The sequence below is a fragment of the Chelativorans sp. Marseille-P2723 genome (assembly GCF_902809845.1).
Lineage (GTDB): Bacteria > Pseudomonadota > Alphaproteobacteria > Rhizobiales > Rhizobiaceae > Chelativorans.
Map to the genome: position 1 here is coordinate 698,004 of NZ_CADDWI010000013.1, position 21,336 is coordinate 719,339.

Consider the following 21,336-nt stretch of genomic DNA (forward strand, 5'->3'; position numbering starts at 1 on the left):
GCAAGGTGTGTACTGCTGATGCTGTCACCACACCTGCGTCAACGGTCGCGACCGGCGTAACGAGAGGGGCAGAGGCGATCATGCCGGGAGACCTGCATGTGGCATAGCGGCTTGCTTGCGATGATGGTGGTGTTGCCCTTCGTGGGAGGGCTGCTCGCCGCGCTTCTTTCGCCGAACGCTAGAAATGCGGAGGCGTGGCTTGCCGGCAGCGTGGCGCTGGGGGGCCTTGCGCTGACGATCATGGCCTTTCCGGCCGTTACCGGCGGTGGCGTTGTCAAGCATACCATCGAGTGGGCGCCGGCTATTGGCCTCTCAATAACACTGCGGCTGGATGGCTTTGCCTGGCTCTTCTGCCTGCTCATCACCGGCATCGGTCTTCTGGTGGTGATCTACGCCCGCTATTACATGTCGCCGAAGGACCCCGTCGCCCGTTTCTATGCGCTGCTGCTCGCCTTCATGGGGGCGATGCAGGGTCTTGTCGTGGCGGGCAATCTCATTCTGCTGGCCATCTTCTGGGAAATGACCAGCATCTTTTCGTTCCTGCTGATCGGTTATTGGCACCATAACCAGAGCGCGCGCGACGGCGCACGCATGGCCCTGACGATAACGGGAACAGGGGGGCTGTGCCTTCTGGTGGGCATGGTGCTGCTTGGGCAGATCGTTGGCAGCTACGATCTCGATGATGTACTTGCGGCCGGCGATGCGGTCCGCACGCATGATCTATACCTTCCTACGCTGCTTCTCATCCTTGCCGGAGCGCTTACAAAAAGCGCGCAGTTTCCATTTCATTTCTGGCTTCCCAATGCCATGGCGGCGCCGACGCCGGTCTCGGCCTACCTGCATTCGGCCACCATGGTGAAGGCCGGCGTCTTTCTACTCACGCGTTTCTGGCCGGTTCTTGCCGGCACACCAGAATGGTTTACGCTGGTCGGGCTGGCCGGGATGACGACGCTTCTGCTGGGGTCCTATTTCGCCATTTTCCAGCAGGATCTGAAGGGTCTTCTGGCTTATTCCACTATCGGGCATCTCGGGCTGATCACGACGCTTTTGAGCTTCGGGAGCCCGCTTGCCGCCGCGGCGGCAATCTTCCACATGCTCAACCATGCAACCTTCAAGGCATCGCTCTTCATGGCTGCCGGCATCATAGATCATGAAGCCGGCACGCGCGACATGCGTCGACTCAGCGGACTTTTCAGCGCCATGCCCTTCACGGCGACGCTGGCCATGGTAGCCAGCGGTGCCATGGCGGGGGTTCCGCTGCTCAATGGCTTCCTGTCGAAGGAAATGTTCTTTGCGGAGTCGCTCGAAGTGCATCAGCGTTCCCTGCTCGATGGCGTTGCACCCTATGTCGCCACGATTGCGGGCGCATTCACCGTTGTCTATTCCGTACGCTTCATCCATACCGTTTTCTTCGGCCCGAAGCCGGTGGACCTGCCACGAGAGCCGCACGAGCCACCCCATTGGATGCGAAGGCCAATCGAGCTTCTCGTCATTATCTGTGTAATTGTCGGTGTAGCGCCCGGATGGAGCGTCGGCCGGTTTCTGGATGCCGGCGTCATCGCTGTGCTGGGCGAACAGGCGCCGTCCTACAGCCTGTCTGTGTGGCATGGGTTTAACCTTCCCCTTCTCATGAGCATTGTTGCGCTCGCCGTGGGCCTTGGCATGTATGCGGCGCTCTCACGATATCTTCAGAACTGCGAGGAAGGCCCGCCCTATTTCCGCAGGCTCAAGGGGCAGCGCATCTTCGAAAGGCTGCTGGTCACCGTAAGCTGGCAATGGGCGCGCGCGGCGGAGGCTCTGCTTTCAACCCGGCGGTTGCAGCCCCAGATGCGTATTCTTGCCGCAATAACCCTGTTTGCGGGTGCCTGGGCCATGTGGGGAGCAGGTGACGTGCTGCCAAGGTTTTCGGTCCATGGACTTGACCCGGTGCTGGGGATCTTGTGGGGGATAGGAGCGTTCTGCGCCCTGGGCGCGGCATACAAGGCAAAGTTCCATCGCCTGGCTGCGCTAATCCTGATGAGCGGAGCCGGGCTTGCAAGCTGCATCTCCTTTGTCTGGCTATCGGCGCCAGACCTTGCCGTCACCCAGCTTCTGGTGGAGATCGTCACGACGGTTCTCATCCTTCTGGGCCTACGCTGGCTGCCCAAGCGCGATGAGGAGATCCTGAGCGGAAGCAACCTTGCAGCGCGTTTGCGCCGGAACAGGGATTTTGCCTTGGCGGTGGCGGCGGGGCTAGGCGTTGCGGTGCTTGCCTACTTCACGATGCTGACGCCACTTCCGCCTTCCGTGGGCGATTTCTATCTGGAACGCTCCTATAGCGAGGGCGGAGGTACCAACGTCGTCAATGTGATCCTCGTCGATTTCCGTGGCTTCGACACGATGGGCGAAATTCTTGTACTGGCCATCGTTGCCCTCACGGTCTTCGCACTCTTGCGCCGGTTCCGTCCTGCGGAAGACAGCGCGGATCTTCCATATCAGCAGCGCGAGCAGGATGAGTTCGATGATGTTCAGCGTGACCGTGAAGTGGGAGACACGCTCAAGGACTATCTGATGGTGCCTTCGATCTTCATGCGCTGGATGTTCCCCGTGATCGTGCTTATTGCTGCCTATCTGTTTTTGCGCGGGCATGACCAGCCAGGAGGCGGTTTCGCGGCAGGCGTTGCAATGGCCATCGGCTTCCTGCTTCAGTATCTTGCCGGCGGAACGCGCTGGGTGGAGGAAAGATTGCGCATCCTGCCCGTGCGTTGGATCGGTTTCGGGTTGATGCTGGCGGTAGCCACTGGAGTGGGTTCCTTCCTCTTCGGCTATCCATTCCTCACCTCCTATTTTCAGTACACTGAAATCCCATTCATCGGCCCGGTGCCGACCGCCTCCGCGCTTCTGTTCGATCTTGGGGTGTTCAGCCTCGTGGTCGGCGCCGTGGTGCTGATGCTCATCGCCATTGCTCACCAGTCACTGCGCATAAGAACGCGTGCGCGTGCGAGCGATGAGGGAGGGCGCACCTGATGGAGCTTGTCATTGCAGCGGCGATCGGCGTTCTGGCAGGTTCCGGGGTCTGGCTGATCCTGCGCCCGCGCACCTACCAGCTTGTCATCGGCCTGGCGCTTCTTTCCTATGCGGTCAATCTCTTCATCTTCAGCATGGGGCGGCTGCGGGTGAATGCGCCGCCTGTTCTGGAGGGCTCCGGAGCCGTCGATGTAACGGCCTATACAGACCCGCTGCCCCAGGCACTGGTCTTGACGGCGATCGTCATCAGCTTTGCCACAACTGCGTTGTTTCTGGTGGTGATCATCGTCGCGCGCGGCCTCACGGGTACCGACCATGTCGACGGGAAGGAGGGATAAGCATGCCTGTCTCCCCTCCCCATCTGGTGATAGCACCGATCATTATCCCCCTTGCGCTCGGTGCCCTAATGCTTTTCTTCGAGGACCGCGAGCGGCGACTGAAGCTCGCGCTGTCCCTCGTCTCTGTGGCGACCCTCCTGGCCGTTTCAATCTCGCTTCTGATGCGCGTGCATTTCGATGCGCAGCCGGTGATGGCGGTCTATCTGCTTGGTAACTGGCCGGCGCCGATTGCCATCAACCTGGTGGCAGACCGGTTCTCGGTTGTCATGCTCTTGCTGACGGCAACGCTGGCGCTGCCGGCTCTCCTTTTCGCGGCTGAGCGTTGGGAGCGGGCGGGCGCGCATTTTTATTCGCTGTTCCAGTTTCTGCTGGTCGGCCTCAATGGCGCTTTTCTTACTGGCGATCTATTCAATCTCTTCGTGTTCTTCGAAGTATTGCTGGCAGCTTCATACGGGCTCGCCCTTCATGGGGGAGGGCCGCTAAGGGTTCGAGCGGGGCTCCACTATATCGCCGTCAATCTTGTGGCATCGCTGATCTTCCTGATCGGGATAGCGATGGTGTTCGGAGCCACCGGGAGCCTCAACATGGCGGAGATCGCCATGAGGGCGGAGGGGCTGGAAGGTTTTGCCCAGCCTGCGCTCTATGCTGGGCTAGCACTGGTCGCCCTTGTCTTCTTGGTGAAAGCGGGCATGTGGCCACTTAGCTTCTGGCTTGTGCCAGCCTACTCCGCCGCGGCTGGGCCGGTTTCGGCCATTTTTGCCGTGCTCTCCAAGGTTGGGGTCTATGCACTGTTGCGGCTCGCCCTGCTTCTGCCGGGTGAGGGAGCAGCCTTCGGTTCAACGCTCATCTTCATCGGCGGCGTAGGGACGCTTACCTTCTCCTGCCTCGGTGTGCTCGCCTCCCAGTCGCTGAAACGGGCCGCTGCCTATTTTATCTTGATGTCCTCAGGGACGCTGCTTGCAGCCTTCGGCATTTCCCACCCGGCAGGTACGGCCGGTGCGCTGTTCTATCTCATCAGCTCCACCCTGGCGGTTGGCGGCTTTTTCCTGCTGGTGGAGCTATTGGAGCGTGAACAGGATACCGCATCGGAAGTGCTGGCGGTAACGCTGGAAGCCTACGGAGAAGGCGAAGAAGAGGACGAAGAAGAGGAGGTTGGCCAGATCATGCCGGGAGCGCTTGCAGTGCTCGGCGTGGCCTTCGGCCTCCTTGCGCTCGTCCTGATCGGATTCCCACCGCTTTCCGGCTTCCTGTCGAAATTTGCCATCCTGACGGCTATTCTTGGTCCGGGAGCGGAGGAACTGGCAGGGCAATCCACCATGCGCAATATTCTTGCGAGCTTTCTGATCATCTCCGGAGTGGTGGCGCTCATAGCACTTACACGCACGGGCATTCGTACCTTCTGGGCGCCAGTCGAACCCTTCAACCCGCGGGTTACGGTCCTTGAAACTGCGCCTATCCTGTTCCTGGTCGCCGCCCTGGTAGTACTCTCCGTCATGACCGGTCCGGTAATGGAGCTGCTGCTGGCCACGGCGGAAGACCTACACCAGCCCAGCCGGTACCTGGACGCGGTGCTGGGAGCGGAGCGCGTACAACCTTCTTCCGAGAGGGGACCATGAGAGCGATCATCCCCTATCCATTGCTGACAGTTTCACTTGTTCTCATGTGGCTGCTGCTCAGTGGCTTTACACCCGGTCATCTTGTTCTGGCGGTGATTGTCGCGATGGGCGCGAACTATGCGTTGCGCGCCCTGGGTGAGGAGAGCCCCCGCTTCGGCCGGTGGGCTGCCATACCGGAACTTTTTTTCATCGTTCTCTACGATATCATACGGTCTAATATCGCGGTGGCAGGGATATTGCTGTCGCTTACCCCGCGCCCGCGGACATCGGGCTTCATCCAGATGCCGCTGCGGCTTACCCATCCCATGGGGCTTGCCGTTCTTGCCGTCATCATCACAAGTACACCTGGCACGGCCTGGTTCGACTATAGTGCCTCCCGCCGCGAGCTGATCATCCATGTATTCGACCTGGTGGATGAGGAGGAGTGGATTGCACTGATCGCCAACCGATATGAGAGGCTCCTGCTGGAGATCTTCGAATGAGTGCACTGATCATCATCATCACGGTATGGATTGCCCAAAGCGCGCTCGCGCTTGCCATGTGCCTCTGCGTGTACCGGATGGTGCGCGGGCCCCGCGCGCAGGACCGCATTCTGGCGCTGGACGCACTTTATGTCTGCGGGATGCTTCAGCTTCTGGCATTCGGCGTGCGCACTGGCAGCACCGTCTATTTTGAGGTTTCGCTGCTCATCGGTACACTCGGATTCGTCTCGACCGTTTCGCTGGCAAAGTTCCTCATGCGCGGGGAGGTGATCGAGTGACGATCGATTTTTCGGCAGTACCTCTCTGGGCAGCAATTCTGGGATCGGCTTTTCTGCTTCTGGGTGCCGGCCTCAGCCTCATCGGAACCTTTGGTCTTGTTCGCCTGCAAACCTTTTATGAACGAATCCATGCCCCCACACTCGGCACCAGTTGGGGGACGGCCGGAATGGTGATGGGCTCCATGATCATCTTCTCGGCGGCAACCGGCCGCCCGGTTCTCCACCATATTCTGATCGGCATCTTCGTCACCGTGACGACACCCATCACGTTGATGATGCTCGGCCGTGCCACGCTTTATCGGGACAGGTCGGAGGGAAATTCATCGCCGCTTGTAAAGGGCGATCAAGCACTTCTGCAGGAACAGAATTCTGAGGGCGGAGCGTCATGAACTGGCGGGAATTCATCAGCCCAGCGCGAATAGCTGTTGGCGTAGCGATAACAAGCCGGCGTGAGGCTGCTGAGCTGCTCGCAGAGTTGATCGCCAATGACCTGAATATCGAAGCAGCACCGGTGCTGGCCGCGCTGGAAGCCAGGGAAAAGCTCGGTTCGACAGCAATCGGCAAGGGAGTAGCGTTGCCTCATGCCCGAACTCCCACCGTGCGAAAGCCGGTTGGCGCGCTGCTCACCCTTAAAACTCCGGTTCCTTGTTCTACCCCGGACGGCGAGCCGGCGGACATCTTCATTGGTTTTCTCGTGAATTCCGAGGGCGGCGATTTTAGCTTCCTGCCACCACTCTTGAAGCATTTGCGGGAAGGGCAGGTCCTGCGCGAAATAAGGCAGGCTGAAACACCCGCCGAGGCTCACGCAAGGCTTGTCTCCCCTGACCTGATCTGACGGTTGGAAGAACCGCAGATGGCGTCGGTCACTGGCGGCGTATCAGCCAATTCCGTAGTCAAGCCGGCTCGTTTGGCGGCGTCCTGACGTTCATTTGACCGGGAGCCATGGCTCCGCCGGAGACGATGAAGGCGACGGTGTCGTTCTTCGACCAGTCGAGCCAGATGAGCCGTGACGTCGGGACGATCTCGACGAAACCGGAAGTTGGATTGGGTGTAGTTGGGACATAGACGGCGGCCAGTTCCTCCCGGTCGTCAGTCGCCGGGAAGATGCGCGTGACGAAGCCGACCGCGCGCATGTGAGCGTTGGGAAATTCAATGAGGACGACGCGCTCGCCATCGGGCGTGCCGTCGCCCCGCAGTGCATCGATAAGCGTCTGGGTAGCGCCGTAGATGGTCCGCGCTAACGGAATCGCATCGATAACGCGGTTCATGAGCTGCAATATTCTCCTTCCAATCACCGCATTTGCGGCTCTGCCGAGCAGGAACAGGAAAAGGAGTGCAAGTGTCAGCGCCACGACCGATTGAAACCATCCGGACAGAAGAAGCTCTGCCAATTCGGGCGAGGTGCGCCGCAGAGCGCCCGACAGTGCGATGGTTCCCGGCCGCCCAGCCCAGATGAGCGTGTCCACGACAAACCACACGATCCAGATAGTGACGACGAGGGGGATGATAGTCAGCACGCCGGTTATGATGTGCCGTGTTATCCTCTGCATCTGGCAACCCGCTTCTGTGCTTCTCTAATGCAGCCTGTCCCCAGTGACCGACCATGATGGCCGGCCGAGAGAAAGCCCGGTGGAGCAAGAACGCGCTCTACGCACGCAGCTTGGCTCCACCCTTATGGGCTGCGTCGATTGTTTCCGGAATCTCTCCGCACGCAGCCACGTCATCGATCGATGAAGCCGTACGCGCAGACCCGATGATCGCAATAAGAACCGGCCATTGAAAATGTTTCAAGACCGTCCGGGGCCAAAAGAGGGCGGATGTCACGGAATAGATGGGGAAGCGAGCGCAAGCGGCAGGGCGGGGGCGAAACGCAAACATCTTCCGCTGAAGAAAAAAGAACCTATCTTCCAGCCCATGGTAAAGGCGCGCGACCTGCTCCGCCCCCGTCCCGAGGGGCTTTGCTGCCCTGAAGGAGGCTTCTTCATCGATCCGGTGCGTCCCGTGGAGCGAGCGCTGATCACCCACGGCCATGCCGATCATGCGCGGGCAGGCCATGGCTCCGTTCTTGCGACGCGTGAGACGCTGGACATCATGGCTCTTCGCTATGGGCCGGACTTTGCAGGTTCGGTCCAGGAAGCCAGGCTCGGTGAAACGCTCACTATCAACGGTGTCCGCTTGACGTTCCACCCGGCCGGCCATGTGCTGGGATCGGCGCAGATAGCGTTAGAGGCGGGCGGTGGGCGCATCGTAACCTCTGGAGACTATAAGCGTACCGCCGATCCTACCTGCGCGCCCTTCGCGCCGATTCCCTGCGATGTATTCATTACGGAGGCCACCTTTGGCCTGCCGGTCTTCACTCATCCCGATCCGGCGCATGAGATCGGCCAGCTGCTTACCTCGCTGCAGCAATTTCCCGAACGGACGCACATTGTGGGCGCTTATGCTCTCGGAAAGGCGCAGCGGGTGATCGCGCTTCTGAGAGAGGCAGGATACGATCAGCCCATCTTTATTCATGGAGCGCTGGCGAAGCTTTGCGACTACTACCAGAACGCGGGCGTCGGGCTTGGCCCCCTTCAGCCCGCAACCGTGGAGGGATTGCGCGAGGCACCGCCTCCGGGCGCCATCGTGGTGGCCCCGCCAGCCGCGATTGACGACCGCTGGTCACGTCGCTTTTCCAATCCGCTTTCCTGCTTTGCCTCGGGCTGGATGCGCATCCGCCAGAGGGTGCGCCAGCGCGGCGTGGAGCTGCCCCTCATCCTCTCAGACCATGCAGACTGGGCCGAACTGACCCAAACCATCCGCGACACTGGGGCGGAGGAAGTCTGGGTCACCCATGGGCGCGAGGAGGCGCTGGTGCGGTGGTGCGAGATCAACGCCATTGCGGCAAGGCCCCTGCACCTGGCGGGCTACGAGGACGAGGCGGAGTAGTGGAACGCTTCGCCGAACTCCTCGACCGGCTCGTGCTGACGCCTTCGCGTAACGGCAAGATCAGGCTTCTTGCAGATTACTTCGCAACCGTGCCCGACCCAGATAGGGGCTATGGTCTTGCGGGCCTCACGGGCGGGCTCGACTTTCCGGCCGTGAAGCCTGCCATGCTGCGGGCACTGTTGGAAGAACGCGTTGACGCCGTGCTCTTTGCCTATTCCTACGACTATGTGGGCGATCTGGCCGAGACAGTCTCGCTCATCTGGCCCGGGAAAGAAGGTCAGGCAGTGCCACCTGATCTTTCACAGGTGGTGGAGCAGCTTTCAATGGCGAGCCGCTCGGACGCGCCCGCGGTGATGGCGAGGCTGCTCGACCGGCTGTCTCCTTCCGGCCGTTTCGCCGCCATCAAGCTTGCCACGGGCGGTTTGCGCGTCGGGGTCTCCGCGCGGCTTACGAAGCAGGCGCTGGCCGAATTCGGAAAGGTTGAGGTACAGGAGATCGAGGAACTGTGGCACGGCCTCAATCCCCCTTACATTGGGCTTTTCGCGTGGCTGGAGGGTCGAGGGCCAAGGCCCGAAAGCGCAGCGAAAGCTCCTTTCCGGCCCGTCATGCTTTCTCATGCGATCACGGAAACCGATTTCGCTTCGATCACACCGGCAGATTATGCCGCTGAATGGAAGTGGGATGGCATCCGCGTTCAGGCCGTAGCCGAAGGTGGCATATGCAGGCTTTATTCGCGCACTGGCGACGACATTTCCGGCGCCTTCCCGGATCTATCGGAACGGCTGGATTTTGACGCCGCGCTTGATGGCGAACTGCTGGTAGGCGATCCGCGCGAGAAGACGGGCACCTTCTCTGATCTCCAGCAGCGGCTCAACCGCAAGACAGTCTCGCGAGCGATGCTGGAACGCTTTCCCGCTTTCCTACGCTGCTACGATCTGCTTTTTCTGGAAGGCCGCGACATGCGGACGCTGCCCTACACGCAGCGGCGGGAGGCTCTTCAAAGTTTCATCGCGGAGTTGCCGCCCGATCGTTTCGACCTGTCGCCGGTCGTTCCCTTCACAAGCTGGGAGGAACTCGACGGGAAGCGGCGGAACCCGCCGCATCCGGTGATCGAAGGGGTGATGCTGAAACGGAAGGATTCACCCTATTTGCCAGGCCGGCCCAAGGGGCCATGGTTCAAGTGGAAGCGCGATCCCTTCACCGTTGACGCGGTGCTCATGTATGCTCAACGCGGGCATGGCAAGAGGTCAAGCTTCTATTCCGACTACACCTTCGGCGTTTGGGAGGGCCCCGCTGATGCTCCGGTGCTGGTACCTGTAGGAAAGGCATATTTCGGCTTCACCGATGCGGAACTTCGGGAGATCGACAAGTATGTTCGCGATAACACTATAGAGCGTTTCGGCCCGGTAAGAGCCGTCCGCGCGGATCTGCACCATGGGCTTGTGATCGAGGTTGCCTTCGAAGGACTATCCCGTTCGACACGCCACAAATCAGGCATAGCCATGCGTTTTCCGCGTATTTCACGATTGAGGTGGGACAAGCCTCCTCATGAAGCCGACAGGATAGAAACGCTTCAAGCGCTTCTGGAGGAGCGGGAGCTTCTGCTTTGAAAGCTGGGGAGATTTCTAACGGTACCCCTACGATACCTCTTTTCCTTGAAATTTACGCACCCGTTGTCGCACGCAAGGAAAAGATATCGAGTGCGCGGCCCCGACCTTCAACATCCGGAACGATGGAGATTGTCCCGCCCGAACTGGGCCGAACGTCGGGCAGCTCCACCTCAAGCAGATACTCTGACGGGTGCTCCCCCACTATATAGCGTGTACGCCCGCAGCTCCCGAGATCGCCGAAATCGCAGGAGACGGAAATCTGGGTTTCTTCGCCCTCCTGCGCCCGCGCGGTGAGGCTGAAGATTGCGCGGCGTCCGGCCAGATCTTCCAGAGTGCCCTGCCCCACATCGAAGGAAACAGCCGCGGTGGCGGATGGGGTACTCACCTTTAGAAAGGACTCGTTGTCCTCGGAAGCCGCTTCCGCCATCGCGCCGGACGGCGTGCTGACGGTGGTCGGATCATCGGGCGAGAAGATAAAGATCCAATCGTCCTCTGTCGCGGCCGTAGCCGGACGTAGCTCGGCGTCAGGGCCGGGTTCTTCGTCATCGACCCCGTGTTGGAGACCGGTTACGCTGGCCCCGCGCTCATCGGCCGATTGCAGCATGCCGCTTTGGAGTAGCCACCACCCGCCGATACCGGCCAAAGCGATCAATGCGGCGATGACGAAGAGCAACTTGAATGGACTGCGCTCACGTTCTGCCGCTGCAAGTGGCGTGCGTATTTCGCCTATTGGCAGATCGATTTCCGGGCCTCGGGAAAATTCCGCCGGCTCTTTGGCATCCTGTGGCGCTTGGCCGGGGTGCTGAACTGCCGGCTGGGCCGCAACGCGTGGGTCGGGCCGTGGCTCAGGCTCTTCAGGAGACCAGACCCCTGGCGCATCAAGGAATCCTTTCTCCACCTCGATGATGGCGGCTTTTAACTCCTCCCGCTTTTGCTGCGCCTGCTCGGGCAGCAGGTCCGGCCGCGCGTTCAGCGAGCGATCGAGCGCGGCGAGAGCCTGCCTGTAGACCTTCTCGCGAAATGCGCGATCGGCCGTGTCTCCCTTGGCCAGCGCACTGGTGATCGCTCTCTTGATTGCATGCACGAATAGCGCCCCCGTGTAAGTGGGGTATGGTTAACCTCAGGTGACCGCGCGATCAACGGCATTCTGTGCCATCAAAAGCATGGCGTAGAAAACTGCTCCTTGACAGGAAAAGGGCAGCGTGGACAGCCTGTCGGCTCGGAAAAGGGGGACTATGCTGAGAACGCCTTAGCTTCCTTCCCTTGGATGCACCGGATCAGCTTCCTGCAAGGGTGCAAAGGGCACCGGGACTGGAGGCGTGACCATGGCCTCATCCACGGCCGGCCGCCGGGTTAAGTAACATTTCGGTAGAAGCCACGGTGCCTTCCGAAAACGAAGCAGAAATGTATCTTATCCAGATTGAGACAGTTATGAGCCTGTCCGCTATCGATCCTTTCCGTCACGGGGACGGCTCGGCTGATGGGGAACGACAAGCCTGCTTGCTCAACCGGGCAGCACCGCGCCCGATGAGACGGTGAAGAACTGTGCCCGTCCCCGCAAGGTAGGAAAGAGCCCGGCTTCCGTCCCCGTCATAAAGACCTGGCTGTTCAGCTCTTCGAGAATCTCGAAAAGGGCAGCGCGCCGGTCAGCATCGAAATGCGCTGCAATTTCGTCGAGCAAGAGCACCGGCGCCATGCGGGAAAGTCGCGCGGTCAGCCGGGCGTGCGCAAGCACGAGGCCGACGAGCAGCGCCTTCTGCTCGCCGGTGGAACAGCGTTCAGCGGGCATATCCTTGGGTTCGTGGCGCACCCGCAGATCGGTGCGATGCGGTCCGTCCAGCGTGCGACCTGCCGCCCTGTCACGCGCCCGCCCCGCCCGCAACTTTTCGCGAAATGCCTCCTCCACGTCCACGGCGGGCCGCGTCTGCGCAATCTCTGTCTCCAGAATACCGTCCAGCGCTAGTACTGCTTTGGGGAAGGGACCTTCCCCGGGCTGTTGCTCGATTATCGTGGAAAGCAGGCGCAGCATCTCCGAACGAGCGGCCGCGATGGCAACGCCGGTTTCGGCCATCTCGCGCTCTATGGCGGAGAACCAGGAATCATCGTCCACATTATCGGCAAAAAGCCTATTGCGCGAACGCATCGCCCTCTCATAGTCGAGCGCGCGGCGGCCATGAGCAGGGTCGATTGCAAGAACAAGACGGTCGAGGAAGCGCCGCCGGTCGGCGGAAGGTCCGGTGAAAAGTGCGTCCATTGCCGGCGTAAGCCAAATGACGCGAAGCCACTCCAGAAGGGCTTCGGCGCTGCGCGCCGGCTCGCCATTGATACGAATCCGCCGCGAGGTTTCCGCTTGCGCAGGTGCAGTCCCGGCGGTGCCAGTGCCGATGCGGCACATGCCATGAGGCCCCTCAATTGTAGCGTGAATCGCAAAGCCATCCTGCGCGCCGATGCGCCTTATCTCGTCCAGCCTGGCTCGGCGCAGGCCGCGGCCAGGAGAAAGGAAGGAGATGGCTTCAAGAAGATTTGTCTTGCCGGCGCCGTTCTCGCCCGTAAGCACGACGAGCCCGGGCGCAAGCTCCAGCCCAAGCGCCTGGTAATTGCGAAACTCCGTCAGAGCCAGTCTTGTGAGATGGACCGCTGCGGGCCCGCTGCCATCTTCTTCGTGCGTTAAAGGCGTTGTCACACTCGCATCGGCATCAGGACATAAAGCGTTCGCTCGTCGGAAGTGTCCTGAACGAGCGTTGGCGATCCGGCATCCGCAAGCAGGAAGCGAGCCTCACCGCCGGAAAGCTGCGCTGCGACATCCAGCAGATAGCGCGCATTAAAGCCGATCTCGATCGGCTCGGCATCATATCCAGCCGGAAGCTCCTCCGTCGCGCTTCCGGAGTCAGGATTGTTGACGGTAAGCGTTACCTGCCCATTGGCAATGGACAGTTTGACGGCCCGCCCGCGCTCCGATGAAACAGTGGACACACGATCGACCGCGTCCGAAAAACTCTGCCGGTCGATGATAAGTTCCTTATCGTTGCTCGTCGGAATGACCCGCTGGTAGTCGGGAAAGGTGCCATCGATGAGTTTCGATGTCAGCACAACGCTGCCGATGGTGAAGCGGATCTTCGTGTCAGAAAGCTCAACTGTCACCGCCACGTCCGGGTCGTCGACGAGCTTCTGCAACTCACCGACAGTCTTACGTGGGATAATGACGCCGGGCATGCCCTCCGAGCCCGCGGGCGCCTCGATTTCCGCCCGGGCCAGGCGATGGCCGTCAGTCGCGACAGCGCGCAATTTCAAGGCGCTGCCTACTTCCAGTGTGTGGAAGTAGATGCCGTTGAGATAATAACGCGTCTCTTCCGTCGAGATTGCGAATTGCGTCTTCTCGACCAGGTCCCGCAGCGCAGAGGACTCCAGCCGGAAAACATGGGAGAACTGGCCCGCGGTCAGCGCGGGGAAATCCTCCCTAGGCAGGCACTGCAAGCGGAAATTGGAACGCCCGGAAATGACGGAAAGCGACTGGCCGCCTTCCTCCATGCGAAGCATCACCTCCCCCCCGTCCGGCAACTTACGCACGATATCGTAAAGCAGATGTGCAGGCACGGTGGTTGCGCCTGCCTGCTCGACTGAGGCAGCAGTCGCTTCCGTCACTTCCAGATCTAAGTCCGTCGCCTTCATTTCAAGGCTTGCGCCGTCGGCGGACAGCAGAACGTTGGACAGGATCGGGATCGTGTTTCGCCGCTCCACGACACGATGCACATGCCCCAGGGACTTCAGAAGATTGGTGCGTTCAAGAACTACGCGCATAATCCGTGAATCTCGCATGGATGAAGGCAGGACATAACATCGCAAACAACGATTGCAACGCTGGTCTGCAAGGTGAAAATCACCGCAGAGTGACAGGAAATCCAGAGGAAACGCAAGCCCGCGCAAAAGCGTAATGCATTTTCCACGGGCTTCTTGGGGATAACGCCTCTCGGCGGCGTTTTTTGCGCAGCAACTGTTTGGCCGCTATGCCTGTTCGCTAATAAGCCGCTTCAACAGTTCGATTTCCTGTGCAAGCTGCGTGTCGTCGCCCGACAGACCCTCGATCTTCCGGACGGCGTGGAGGACGGTCGTATGATCCCGTCCGCCGAAGCGGCGCCCGATCTCCGGCAGGGAGCGCGGCGTCAGCATCTTGGCAAGATACATGGCAACCTGGCGCGGCTTGACAATCGAGCGCGTGCGTCGGTTCGACAGCAGTTCGGTTCGGGACACGTTGTAATGGCGCGCCACGATGCGCTGTATATCCTCGATGCGGACGCGCCGCGGCTCGCCGCTGCGGCTGACAGGCCCAAGGATCTCGTCTATCCGCTCCATCGTGATCTGCTGATCGAAGGAATGGCGGAAGACAAGCTGGTTGAACGCTCCTTCCAGCTCGCGTCCGCTGCCGGTGACGACCCGCGCCACATGCTCCAGCACCTCATCGGGGATGTTGAGCGACGGATCCTCGGCTTTGGCAACGGCCAGGCGTTGCCGGAGCATCGCCAGTCGCAAATCGTAGTCCGGCGCGGCAATCTCCAATGAAACGCCACCGTTGAGTCGCGACTTCACCCGCAATTCCAGCGATTCCAGCTCCGAGACCGGCCGATCCGCGGCGACAACCACCTGCCGGGCGCTGTCGAGCAGCATGTTGAGCAGATGGCAGAACTCGTTCTGGATAGACTTGCCCTGAAGGAACTGCATGTCGTCAATGATCAGCAGGTCTATATCGCGAAGCTGCTCCTTGAGAGTGAGAGCATTGTTGTCGCGGATAGCCGTGGCGAAGCGCCACATGAAATATTCCGCGGTCAGGTAGACGACCCGCGATTGCGGCCGTTGTTGCAGCGAGGCGGCCGCAATTGCCTGCAAAAGGTGTGTCTTTCCAAGCCCTACCGAAGCATGGATGAACAGTGGGTTGAAACGGACGGCGCCTGCTGCGGACTCGGCCACCGTACGCGCGGCAGCGCAGGCCACGCGGTTAGACGCGCCCTCGATGAAGGAATCGAATGTGTAGCGATTGTCGAGAGGCGAGCCGAATGCGTTCGGACGGGCGCTCTGCTCCGCCCTGGGCGTAGCGAGCGCGCCTGCCCGCAATCCGTTCACAACGCCTGGGAGCGCAGACTGAGGCTGCTGGGTGGCAGTGCGCGCTGACACCGGCTGTGTGGTGCTAGTGCCAGACTGGCTGCGCGTTGCCGTTCGTACAATGACATCGACCTTGAGTATGGCTGAATCCTCAGCCTTCCAGATTTCCGTGAGAAGATCGAGATAGTGACTCCTGATCCAGGCGCGCAGAAATGCCGTTGGCACTGAAATGCGCACCACACCTTTTGAGGTTTCCGCGAGCTTGATTCTTCCGAACCAGCTCGAATAGACCTCCGTGCCCAGACGAGCCTTCAGCTGGGCCTTGACGCGTTCAAAAACCGCCATGGCCTCGCCGGAGTTTTCTGTCTCGTTCCCCCGAGCTACCGGATTTTGAAAAGAGAATCCGCTCCCGGCTTCCCTCTCAACGCCGCTTTGCATCCTCGTGTCCCTGTTAAAAAGCTTCTTTTTCAAACAGGCATGCCCGTAAGACCTTGACGTTGTCTTCTTCCGCATACCCGCATCGTGCCTGGAGCGATTGCTCCCTTCTCGTGCTCCTTCTTTTCGCTCGTCCTGCTCACATTGCGGACCAACCTCAACCGAGACCAGACCCAAGATTTCAGGCCTGATCGCCGAATACTCTACACAAATCACGACACAGCACTTCCCGGCGCGGGAATCATCCACGCTGCGAAAGCCGTCAAAGATTGACTGGTTTTTTTGGGGCTGTCTGCCTGCCCTTGCGATGGCTAAACATTACCGAATATCCATCGGCCAGAGCAAGTGCAGGAATGCCGCGTTCTTGCTCTTCCGGAAGGTTGTGATGCTTTGGAAACACATCTTGAAGTCAGGATAAGACCGTTAAGCTGCTTTGATTCAAAGGGCTTTTCAGAAAGGGTTTTCCGCTGGCCCCAGCGAAAAAAAAAGTCAAAAATTTGGCTTGACATTCGGGTGTGGTCTGACCCTGTCGAAAGGTCGTGGTTTGTTGTGGATAACGTTCCATAACTTATTGATTGGGTTGTGATAATCGCTGCGGCGGATTGCCCGTTCCGCTGTGCAATGTGACACTTTTCCTAAGGAATCGCGGAATGAGCCGGCAAATCAGGTAGAATGCCGGTGGTGCGCGCGAATTTGACCTTGCAGGCGGATGGCTGGCAAAGAAAAACCCGGCGAGGGCGCCGGGTTGATTGTCACTCTAGCGGACGTGATCAGGCGCCAAGGGCTTTTACGCGTTGGGCAAGTCGCGACACCTTGCGCGAGGCCATGTTGCGATGGACGACGCCCTTGGAGGCAGCGCGCATCAATTCCGGCTGGGCTGCCCTGAGCGCATTCTCCGCCGCCTGTTTGTCGCCGGAGGCAATCGCCTCCTCGACCTTGCGGACGAAGCTGCGGATGCGCGAACGGCGCGCTTTGTTGATCGCCGTTAAACGCTCGATCTTACGCACCGCCTTCTTGGCCGAAGTGGTATTGGCCATGTTACCTCTCTCGTTTGTGGGCGCCGACGAGTTGCTTTCCTGTCGCTAATGCCCCGGCGCAGAGTATAAAAGGGCAGCTTGCCGGCTGCCTTGGTCGGGCGGCTTATAATCCAGCATGCAGGGTGCGTCAACGGTTCCTGAACTGCGGAGCGCGCTTCTCGATGAAGGCGGCCATTCCTTCCTTCTGGTCGTCCAGCGCGAACATCGAGTGGAACAGGCGTCGCTCGAAGCGAAGACCTTCGGTAAGCGTGGTTTCATAGGCGCGGTTCACCGCTTCCTTGTTCATCATCACGGCCGGCATGGAGAACTCGCAGATCTTGCCCGCCACCTTCAGCGCTTCCTCGATAAGTTCTCCAGTAGGAACGACGCGTGAAACCAGGCCGCATCTCTCGGCTTCCTCGGCATCCATCATGCGGCCTGTAAGGCACATCTCCATGGCTTTGGACTTGCCGACAAAGCGTGTGAGCCGCTGCGATCCGCCCAAGCCTGGCACAACGCCCAGCGTTATCTCCGGCTGGCCGAACTTGGCGTTTTCGGCGGCCAGGATGAAGTCGCACATCATCGCAAGCTCGCAGCCACCGCCCAGCGCATATCCTGCGACCGCCGCAATCAGCGGCTTGCGCAAGCGGGCGAGGCGCTCGGCGTCGCCGAAAAGATCTTCCATATAGGCATCGGCATAGGACTTGGCCTGCATTTCCTTGATGTCCGCCCCGGCGGCGAAAGCTTTTTCAGACCCGGTAAGGACGATGGCACCGATCTGGGCATCGTTATCGAAGGCTTCCGCGGCAGCGGCCAGTTCCTGAAGGACCTGCGTATTGAGCGCGTTCAGCGCCTTGGGCCGGTTAAGCGTGATGAGACCCACGCGCCCCCGTGTTTCCACCACAATGGTCTCGTACGCCATGTACCTTCTCCTTCAGCGATTTTGATCAAGGACGCCGGTTCTGCCAGGAACAGCATCAGGGATCATCTGTCTTTTGAATGCGATTTCCGAAAGGCGGTATGAGCCGTCCAGAATTATTATGCTCTCTACCTATCGTTGGCAGACGGGGCAATAGAAGGTGGAACGTCCGCCCTGTACGATACGCCGCACCGTGCCGGTACAGGATGGCTTGCGGCAGGGAGCGCCTTCGCGGTCATAGACGCTGAAACTGTGTTGGAAATAGCCGAGGGAGCCATCGGCCTGCACATGATCGCGCAGCGACGAGCCGCCTGCGCTTATCGCATCGGCGATGACTTCGCGGATAGCCTGCGCGAGCCGGTTGCTGCGTTCTGTCGGGCGGCCATCGCGGCGCGACAGGGTCGCTGCCACCCTGCGCGGGGAAAGGCCGGCCCGCCACAGCGCCTCACATACATAGATGTTGCCAAGACCGGCGACCACCCGCTGGTCCATCAGCGCTGCCTTTAAAGGTGAACGCCTGCCCGAAAGCAAGCGCGACAGCAGCATGCCATCCAGCTCATTGTCCGTCGGCTCGACCCCCAACCCGGCCAGCAGCGGATGGGCATTCAGGTCGGTCTCCTGGACGAGCAGCATGAAGCCGAAGCGGCGCGGATCATTGTAGATCACCCGTATGGACGCGCCCTCCGCCCGGCGAAGATGAAAGACCACGTGATCGTGCCTGCCGTCCTTCATGCGCGCGTGATGAAGCTCTGCCGGGCGCTCCAGATCTCCATCCCTTTCGATGCGAAATGAGCCGGACATGCCGAGATGGCAGATAAGGACGAAACCGCGATCCAAATGCATGAGAAGATACTTGGCACGTCGTGCGAGCCCGATGAGCCGCCGTCCCGCCAGCCGCTCGGAAAAGGACGCTGGAAAGGGAAAGCGCAAATCGGGACGACGCTGTTCCACCTTCTCGATCAGCGCACCCTCCATCACCGGCGCGAGCCCGCGCCGTACTGTCTCAACCTCGGGAAGCTCAGGCATGCGCGGCCATTGGCAGAAAGGATGTGCCGTGAGGTCCTGGTGGCAGCCCGAGATGATCGGCAACGGTCTCGCCGATATCGGCAAATGTCCGTCTGAGGCCGACGCTTGCGGCTGCAAATCCGGACCCAAAGCCGAGAATGGGCACGCGTTCGCGCGTGTGGTCGCTGCCCCTCCATGTGGGATCGCAACCATGGTCGGCCGTCAGGATGAGCAGGTCGCCGGCGCGCAATTGTGCGAGCGCCTCAGGCAGCCGCGCATCGAAGGCTTCCAGCGCTGCCGCGTAGCCAGGCACGTCGCGCCTGTGGCCGTAAAGCGTGTCGAAATCGACAAAATTCGCAAAGACCAGATCACCGTTTCGAGCGTCCCGTATCGCTTCCAGCGAAACATCGAACAACGCCATATTGCCTGCTGCCTTGCGCACCTCCGTTACGCCCTTATGAGCGAAGATGTCGCCGATCTTGCCCACGCCGATGACTCGCGCGCCTGAGGTTTCAACCCGATCGAGCAGGGTGGGCGCCGGAGGCGGAACCGCATAGTCGCGCCGGTTCGCCGTACGTTTGAAAGTACCCGCATTCCTGCCAGTAAAGGGCCGGGCGATCACACGGCCTATCCTGTAGTCATCCACGAGACGCCGGGCTATCGTGCAAAGGCGGTAGAGGCGTTCGAGCCCGAAATGGGTTTCGTGCGCTGCAATCTGGAAGACGGAGTCCGCTGACGTATAGATGATGGGCTTTCCGGTACGAATGTGCTCCTCGCCCAGCCTGGCGATGATCTGCGTTCCCGATGCGTGGCAATTGCCCAGTATGCCGGGCAGACCAGCCTCCGCGATCAGCCGCTCGGTCAGTTCTCCAGGAAAGGCTGGCACAGCCTTCGGGAAATAACCCCATTCGAAAGGCACCGGAACGCCCGCGATCTCCCAATGGCCGGATGGCGTGTCCTTCCCCGTGGACAGCTCTTCAGCCGCGCCGAAAAAGCCGTGCTCTCCTGCCAGCCTATCCGGATTCCGGCCTGCGGCAATTGCTGCTGCCCGCTCCAATCCAAGCTTCCGCAAGTTTGGCACTTTCAGCGGCCCCTTTCGCACGCCCTTTCTGTCCGCCTTGCCAGCCGCACACAGGGTGGCGATATGACCGAAGGTGTCCGCCCCTTCATCTCCGAAATCTGCCGCATCGGCAGCGTGGCCGATGCCAAAGGAATCAAGAATAAAGAGGAAGGCGCGCGCCATTTATCACTCCAGGTGCCCTTCAGAGATAAGCGCAGCCGAACCCATTGGCAACGCTTGGTGCCGATCAGCAGTTTTCGCAGGAAATCGTATGGGTCATGCGTGGGCGCAGATAATACCGACCGCCCATCCGGATTGGAAACATCCTGCCCGTTATGCCGAACAGTCCCGCTTCCTCTGCGGAAAGGACGAGCACGGGCCAGTAGTCGAGGTTTACCTCGGCGCGGATGAGAAATGCCCCTGGCGCCATCAGCGCTGGCGGCACCGTTGTGACTGAGTCCGGCGGCTCGGCGCGCGAATAATGGCCGTTGGCATAACGACGCGACCAGACCACCTCGGCCCTTGGATTGAAGCTCTCGGTGATGCGGATTGCGGTCACCGTGATTTCCGGCTCGCTGCGGGCGTAGGGCTGGAGGATGGAATCGCTGATCTTCATGATCCCCTTCAGTTCGTTGGGTGTCATGAAAGGCTGCTGTGTGACGAGATCGCCGATTTGGCTCGCCATGCGGCTCACCTTCTTGTCCGTCTCAATGGCCTGGGAGAACTCCATCGCGAGAAAATAAATGATCAGCATCAGCGGCGCGATGAGGGCAAATTCGAGCGCGGCAACGCCCTTGCGGTCTTCCGGCAGCCGCCGCCCGGCTGAAATAAGCCTCCAGACGGCGCTTCCCGTTCTGCTTTGCTGATCCATCGTCAGTTCCCGTCATTCGTCGAACGGTTCGTTCTGCCAGGCCGTGGTGGCGAAGAGCAGCGTCTTCCCTCCGGGCAGATTGGACATGCTCCGGCGCAGAATGTCAGTGAAGACCGGCCAGGGATAGAAGACGCGCAGCACGTTCTTGGAAAGCGCAGGGCCCGGCTCATACCTGTATTCCGCCGGAACGACCCCCGTCGCGAAAATTTCAGCTGCCTCGTCGAAGGAGCCGAAGCTGCGCAGGTCGATTTCGAGCTGCATACAGTTGGCGGGAAAAACCGGACGCATCTTTTCGCACAATAACTTGCGCAACTCTTCCCGCCCGATCTGGCTCGCCTTGAGCTGACCGGTGCGGAACTGGCGCGCAATATCGTCGGTGGCATTTGTCATGAGTTCCTGTGCGGCAAAGGCGATGCAGCATTCCACGATGGCGAAGAGAAGCAGGAAAAAGGGCACCGCCAGCGCTACAAACTCCAGCGCCACCGCCCCACGCCTTTCGGAAATGAACCGGCGCAAGAGCCTGCGCGGCGTCACCCGCGCTGAGCCCCCTACTGTGATCTCAGGATGAACCATGCAACCGCCCCCAAGCCTTGCAAGCTGGTCGGGAGCATATCGACCGGCGGTTGCATTCCCGTTTTCCGCGCTGTTAAAATTCGCCTTCTGATGTCAACAGACGGT

General features: G+C 60.3%; 20 protein-coding genes. 9 read left to right on the plus strand and 11 right to left on the minus strand.

The features are described 5' to 3' along the window. The first annotated feature begins 96 nt into the window (after positions 1–96). The 7 genes from HUS57_RS14695 to HUS57_RS14725 are packed head-to-tail and all read left to right on the plus strand — an operon-like array spanning position 97 to position 6,555. The gene (locus HUS57_RS14695; protein WP_173934643.1) at positions 97–3,006 is read left to right on the plus strand and encodes a monovalent cation/H+ antiporter subunit A; all 2,910 of its coding nucleotides are present in this window, start codon (positions 97–99) and stop codon (positions 3,004–3,006) included. Continuing rightward, a complete protein-coding gene (locus tag HUS57_RS14700; protein WP_173934644.1) occupies positions 3,006–3,344 on the plus strand; it encodes a Na+/H+ antiporter subunit C in 339 nt (112 codons plus the stop codon). Before HUS57_RS14695 ends, HUS57_RS14700 begins: the two co-directional genes overlap by 1 nt. 2 nt (positions 3,345–3,346) lie before the next feature. Next, on the plus strand, positions 3,347–4,960 hold the full coding sequence (locus tag HUS57_RS14705) for a monovalent cation/H+ antiporter subunit D (RefSeq protein WP_173934645.1): 1,614 nt from the start codon (positions 3,347–3,349) through the stop codon (positions 4,958–4,960). After that, positions 4,957–5,442: a Na+/H+ antiporter subunit E gene (locus tag HUS57_RS14710; protein ID WP_173934646.1), complete on the plus strand. Its 486-nt coding sequence runs from the start codon at positions 4,957–4,959 to the stop codon at positions 5,440–5,442. The genes HUS57_RS14705 and HUS57_RS14710 overlap by 4 nt, the downstream gene beginning before the upstream one ends. Next, positions 5,439–5,720, plus strand: a complete 282-nt coding sequence (locus tag HUS57_RS14715; RefSeq protein WP_173934647.1) for a K+/H+ antiporter subunit F — start codon at positions 5,439–5,441, stop codon at positions 5,718–5,720. The genes HUS57_RS14710 and HUS57_RS14715 overlap by 4 nt, the downstream gene beginning before the upstream one ends. A 2-nt stretch (positions 5,721–5,722) precedes the next feature. Next, complete coding sequence (mnhG, locus tag HUS57_RS14720) at positions 5,723–6,109, plus strand: monovalent cation/H(+) antiporter subunit G (RefSeq protein ID WP_173935213.1); 387 nt, start codon at positions 5,723–5,725, stop codon at positions 6,107–6,109. Then, complete coding sequence (locus HUS57_RS14725; protein ID WP_173934648.1) at positions 6,106–6,555, plus strand: PTS sugar transporter subunit IIA; 450 nt, start codon at positions 6,106–6,108, stop codon at positions 6,553–6,555. The genes mnhG and HUS57_RS14725 overlap by 4 nt, the downstream gene beginning before the upstream one ends. A 58-nt stretch (positions 6,556–6,613) precedes the next feature. On the opposite strand, the gene HUS57_RS14730 is transcribed toward HUS57_RS14725, so the two are convergent. Next, a complete protein-coding gene (locus tag HUS57_RS14730; protein ID WP_173934649.1) occupies positions 6,614–7,270 on the minus strand; it encodes a DUF502 domain-containing protein in 657 nt (218 codons plus the stop codon). Between the two features lie 364 nt (positions 7,271–7,634). Here HUS57_RS14730 and HUS57_RS14735 point away from each other — a divergent pair, with 364 nt between their 5' ends. Both HUS57_RS14735 and HUS57_RS14740 read left to right on the plus strand, forming a co-directional pair. Then, positions 7,635–8,648: a ligase-associated DNA damage response exonuclease gene (locus HUS57_RS14735; protein WP_173935214.1), complete on the plus strand. Its 1,014-nt coding sequence runs from the start codon at positions 7,635–7,637 to the stop codon at positions 8,646–8,648. Beyond that, positions 8,648–10,258 carry a cisplatin damage response ATP-dependent DNA ligase gene (locus HUS57_RS14740; protein WP_173934650.1) on the plus strand — a complete coding sequence of 537 codons (1,611 nt, stop codon included), beginning with the start codon at positions 8,648–8,650 and terminating at the stop codon, positions 10,256–10,258. The genes HUS57_RS14735 and HUS57_RS14740 overlap by 1 nt, the downstream gene beginning before the upstream one ends. A gap of 52 nt (positions 10,259–10,310) precedes the next feature. Here HUS57_RS14740 and HUS57_RS14745 read toward each other — a convergent pair whose 3' ends face one another. The 10 genes from HUS57_RS14745 to HUS57_RS14790 all read right to left on the minus strand — a co-directional run bounded on the left by HUS57_RS14745 (position 10,311) and on the right by HUS57_RS14790 (position 21,231). Then, positions 10,311–11,342: a hypothetical protein gene (locus HUS57_RS14745; RefSeq protein ID WP_173934651.1), complete on the minus strand. Its 1,032-nt coding sequence runs from the start codon at positions 11,340–11,342 to the stop codon at positions 10,311–10,313. Positions 11,343–11,762: 420 nt separating this feature from the next. Beyond that, on the minus strand, positions 11,763–12,941 hold the full coding sequence (gene recF / locus HUS57_RS14750) for a DNA replication/repair protein RecF (protein WP_173934652.1): 1,179 nt from the start codon (positions 12,939–12,941) through the stop codon (positions 11,763–11,765). Further along, positions 12,938–14,056, minus strand: coding sequence for a DNA polymerase III subunit beta (dnaN, locus tag HUS57_RS14755; protein ID WP_173934653.1), 1,119 nt, complete (start codon positions 14,054–14,056; stop codon positions 12,938–12,940). The genes recF and dnaN overlap by 4 nt, the downstream gene beginning before the upstream one ends. A 204-nt stretch (positions 14,057–14,260) precedes the next feature. Further along, positions 14,261–15,697: a chromosomal replication initiator protein DnaA gene (gene dnaA / locus HUS57_RS14760; RefSeq protein ID WP_246727885.1), complete on the minus strand. Its 1,437-nt coding sequence runs from the start codon at positions 15,695–15,697 to the stop codon at positions 14,261–14,263. A gap of 860 nt (positions 15,698–16,557) precedes the next feature. Beyond that, entirely contained in the window at positions 16,558–16,824 is a 267-nt protein-coding gene (gene rpsT / locus HUS57_RS14765; protein WP_173934655.1) for a 30S ribosomal protein S20, read from the minus strand. 127 nt (positions 16,825–16,951) lie between these two features. Further along, positions 16,952–17,725, minus strand: a complete 774-nt coding sequence (locus HUS57_RS14770; protein WP_173934656.1) for an enoyl-CoA hydratase — start codon at positions 17,723–17,725, stop codon at positions 16,952–16,954. 129 nt (positions 17,726–17,854) lie between these two features. Then, positions 17,855–18,748, minus strand: a complete 894-nt coding sequence (gene mutM / locus HUS57_RS14775; protein ID WP_173934657.1) for a bifunctional DNA-formamidopyrimidine glycosylase/DNA-(apurinic or apyrimidinic site) lyase — start codon at positions 18,746–18,748, stop codon at positions 17,855–17,857. Beyond that, positions 18,741–19,970: a phosphopentomutase gene (locus HUS57_RS14780; protein ID WP_173934658.1), complete on the minus strand. Its 1,230-nt coding sequence runs from the start codon at positions 19,968–19,970 to the stop codon at positions 18,741–18,743. The genes mutM and HUS57_RS14780 overlap by 8 nt, the downstream gene beginning before the upstream one ends. Positions 19,971–20,034: 64 nt before the next feature. After that, positions 20,035–20,658 carry a TadE/TadG family type IV pilus assembly protein gene (locus tag HUS57_RS14785; protein WP_173934659.1) on the minus strand — a complete coding sequence of 208 codons (624 nt, stop codon included), beginning with the start codon at positions 20,656–20,658 and terminating at the stop codon, positions 20,035–20,037. A gap of 12 nt (positions 20,659–20,670) precedes the next feature. Next, positions 20,671–21,231: a TadE/TadG family type IV pilus assembly protein gene (locus HUS57_RS14790; protein ID WP_173934660.1), complete on the minus strand. Its 561-nt coding sequence runs from the start codon at positions 21,229–21,231 to the stop codon at positions 20,671–20,673. Between the last annotated feature and the right edge of the window lie 105 nt (positions 21,232–21,336).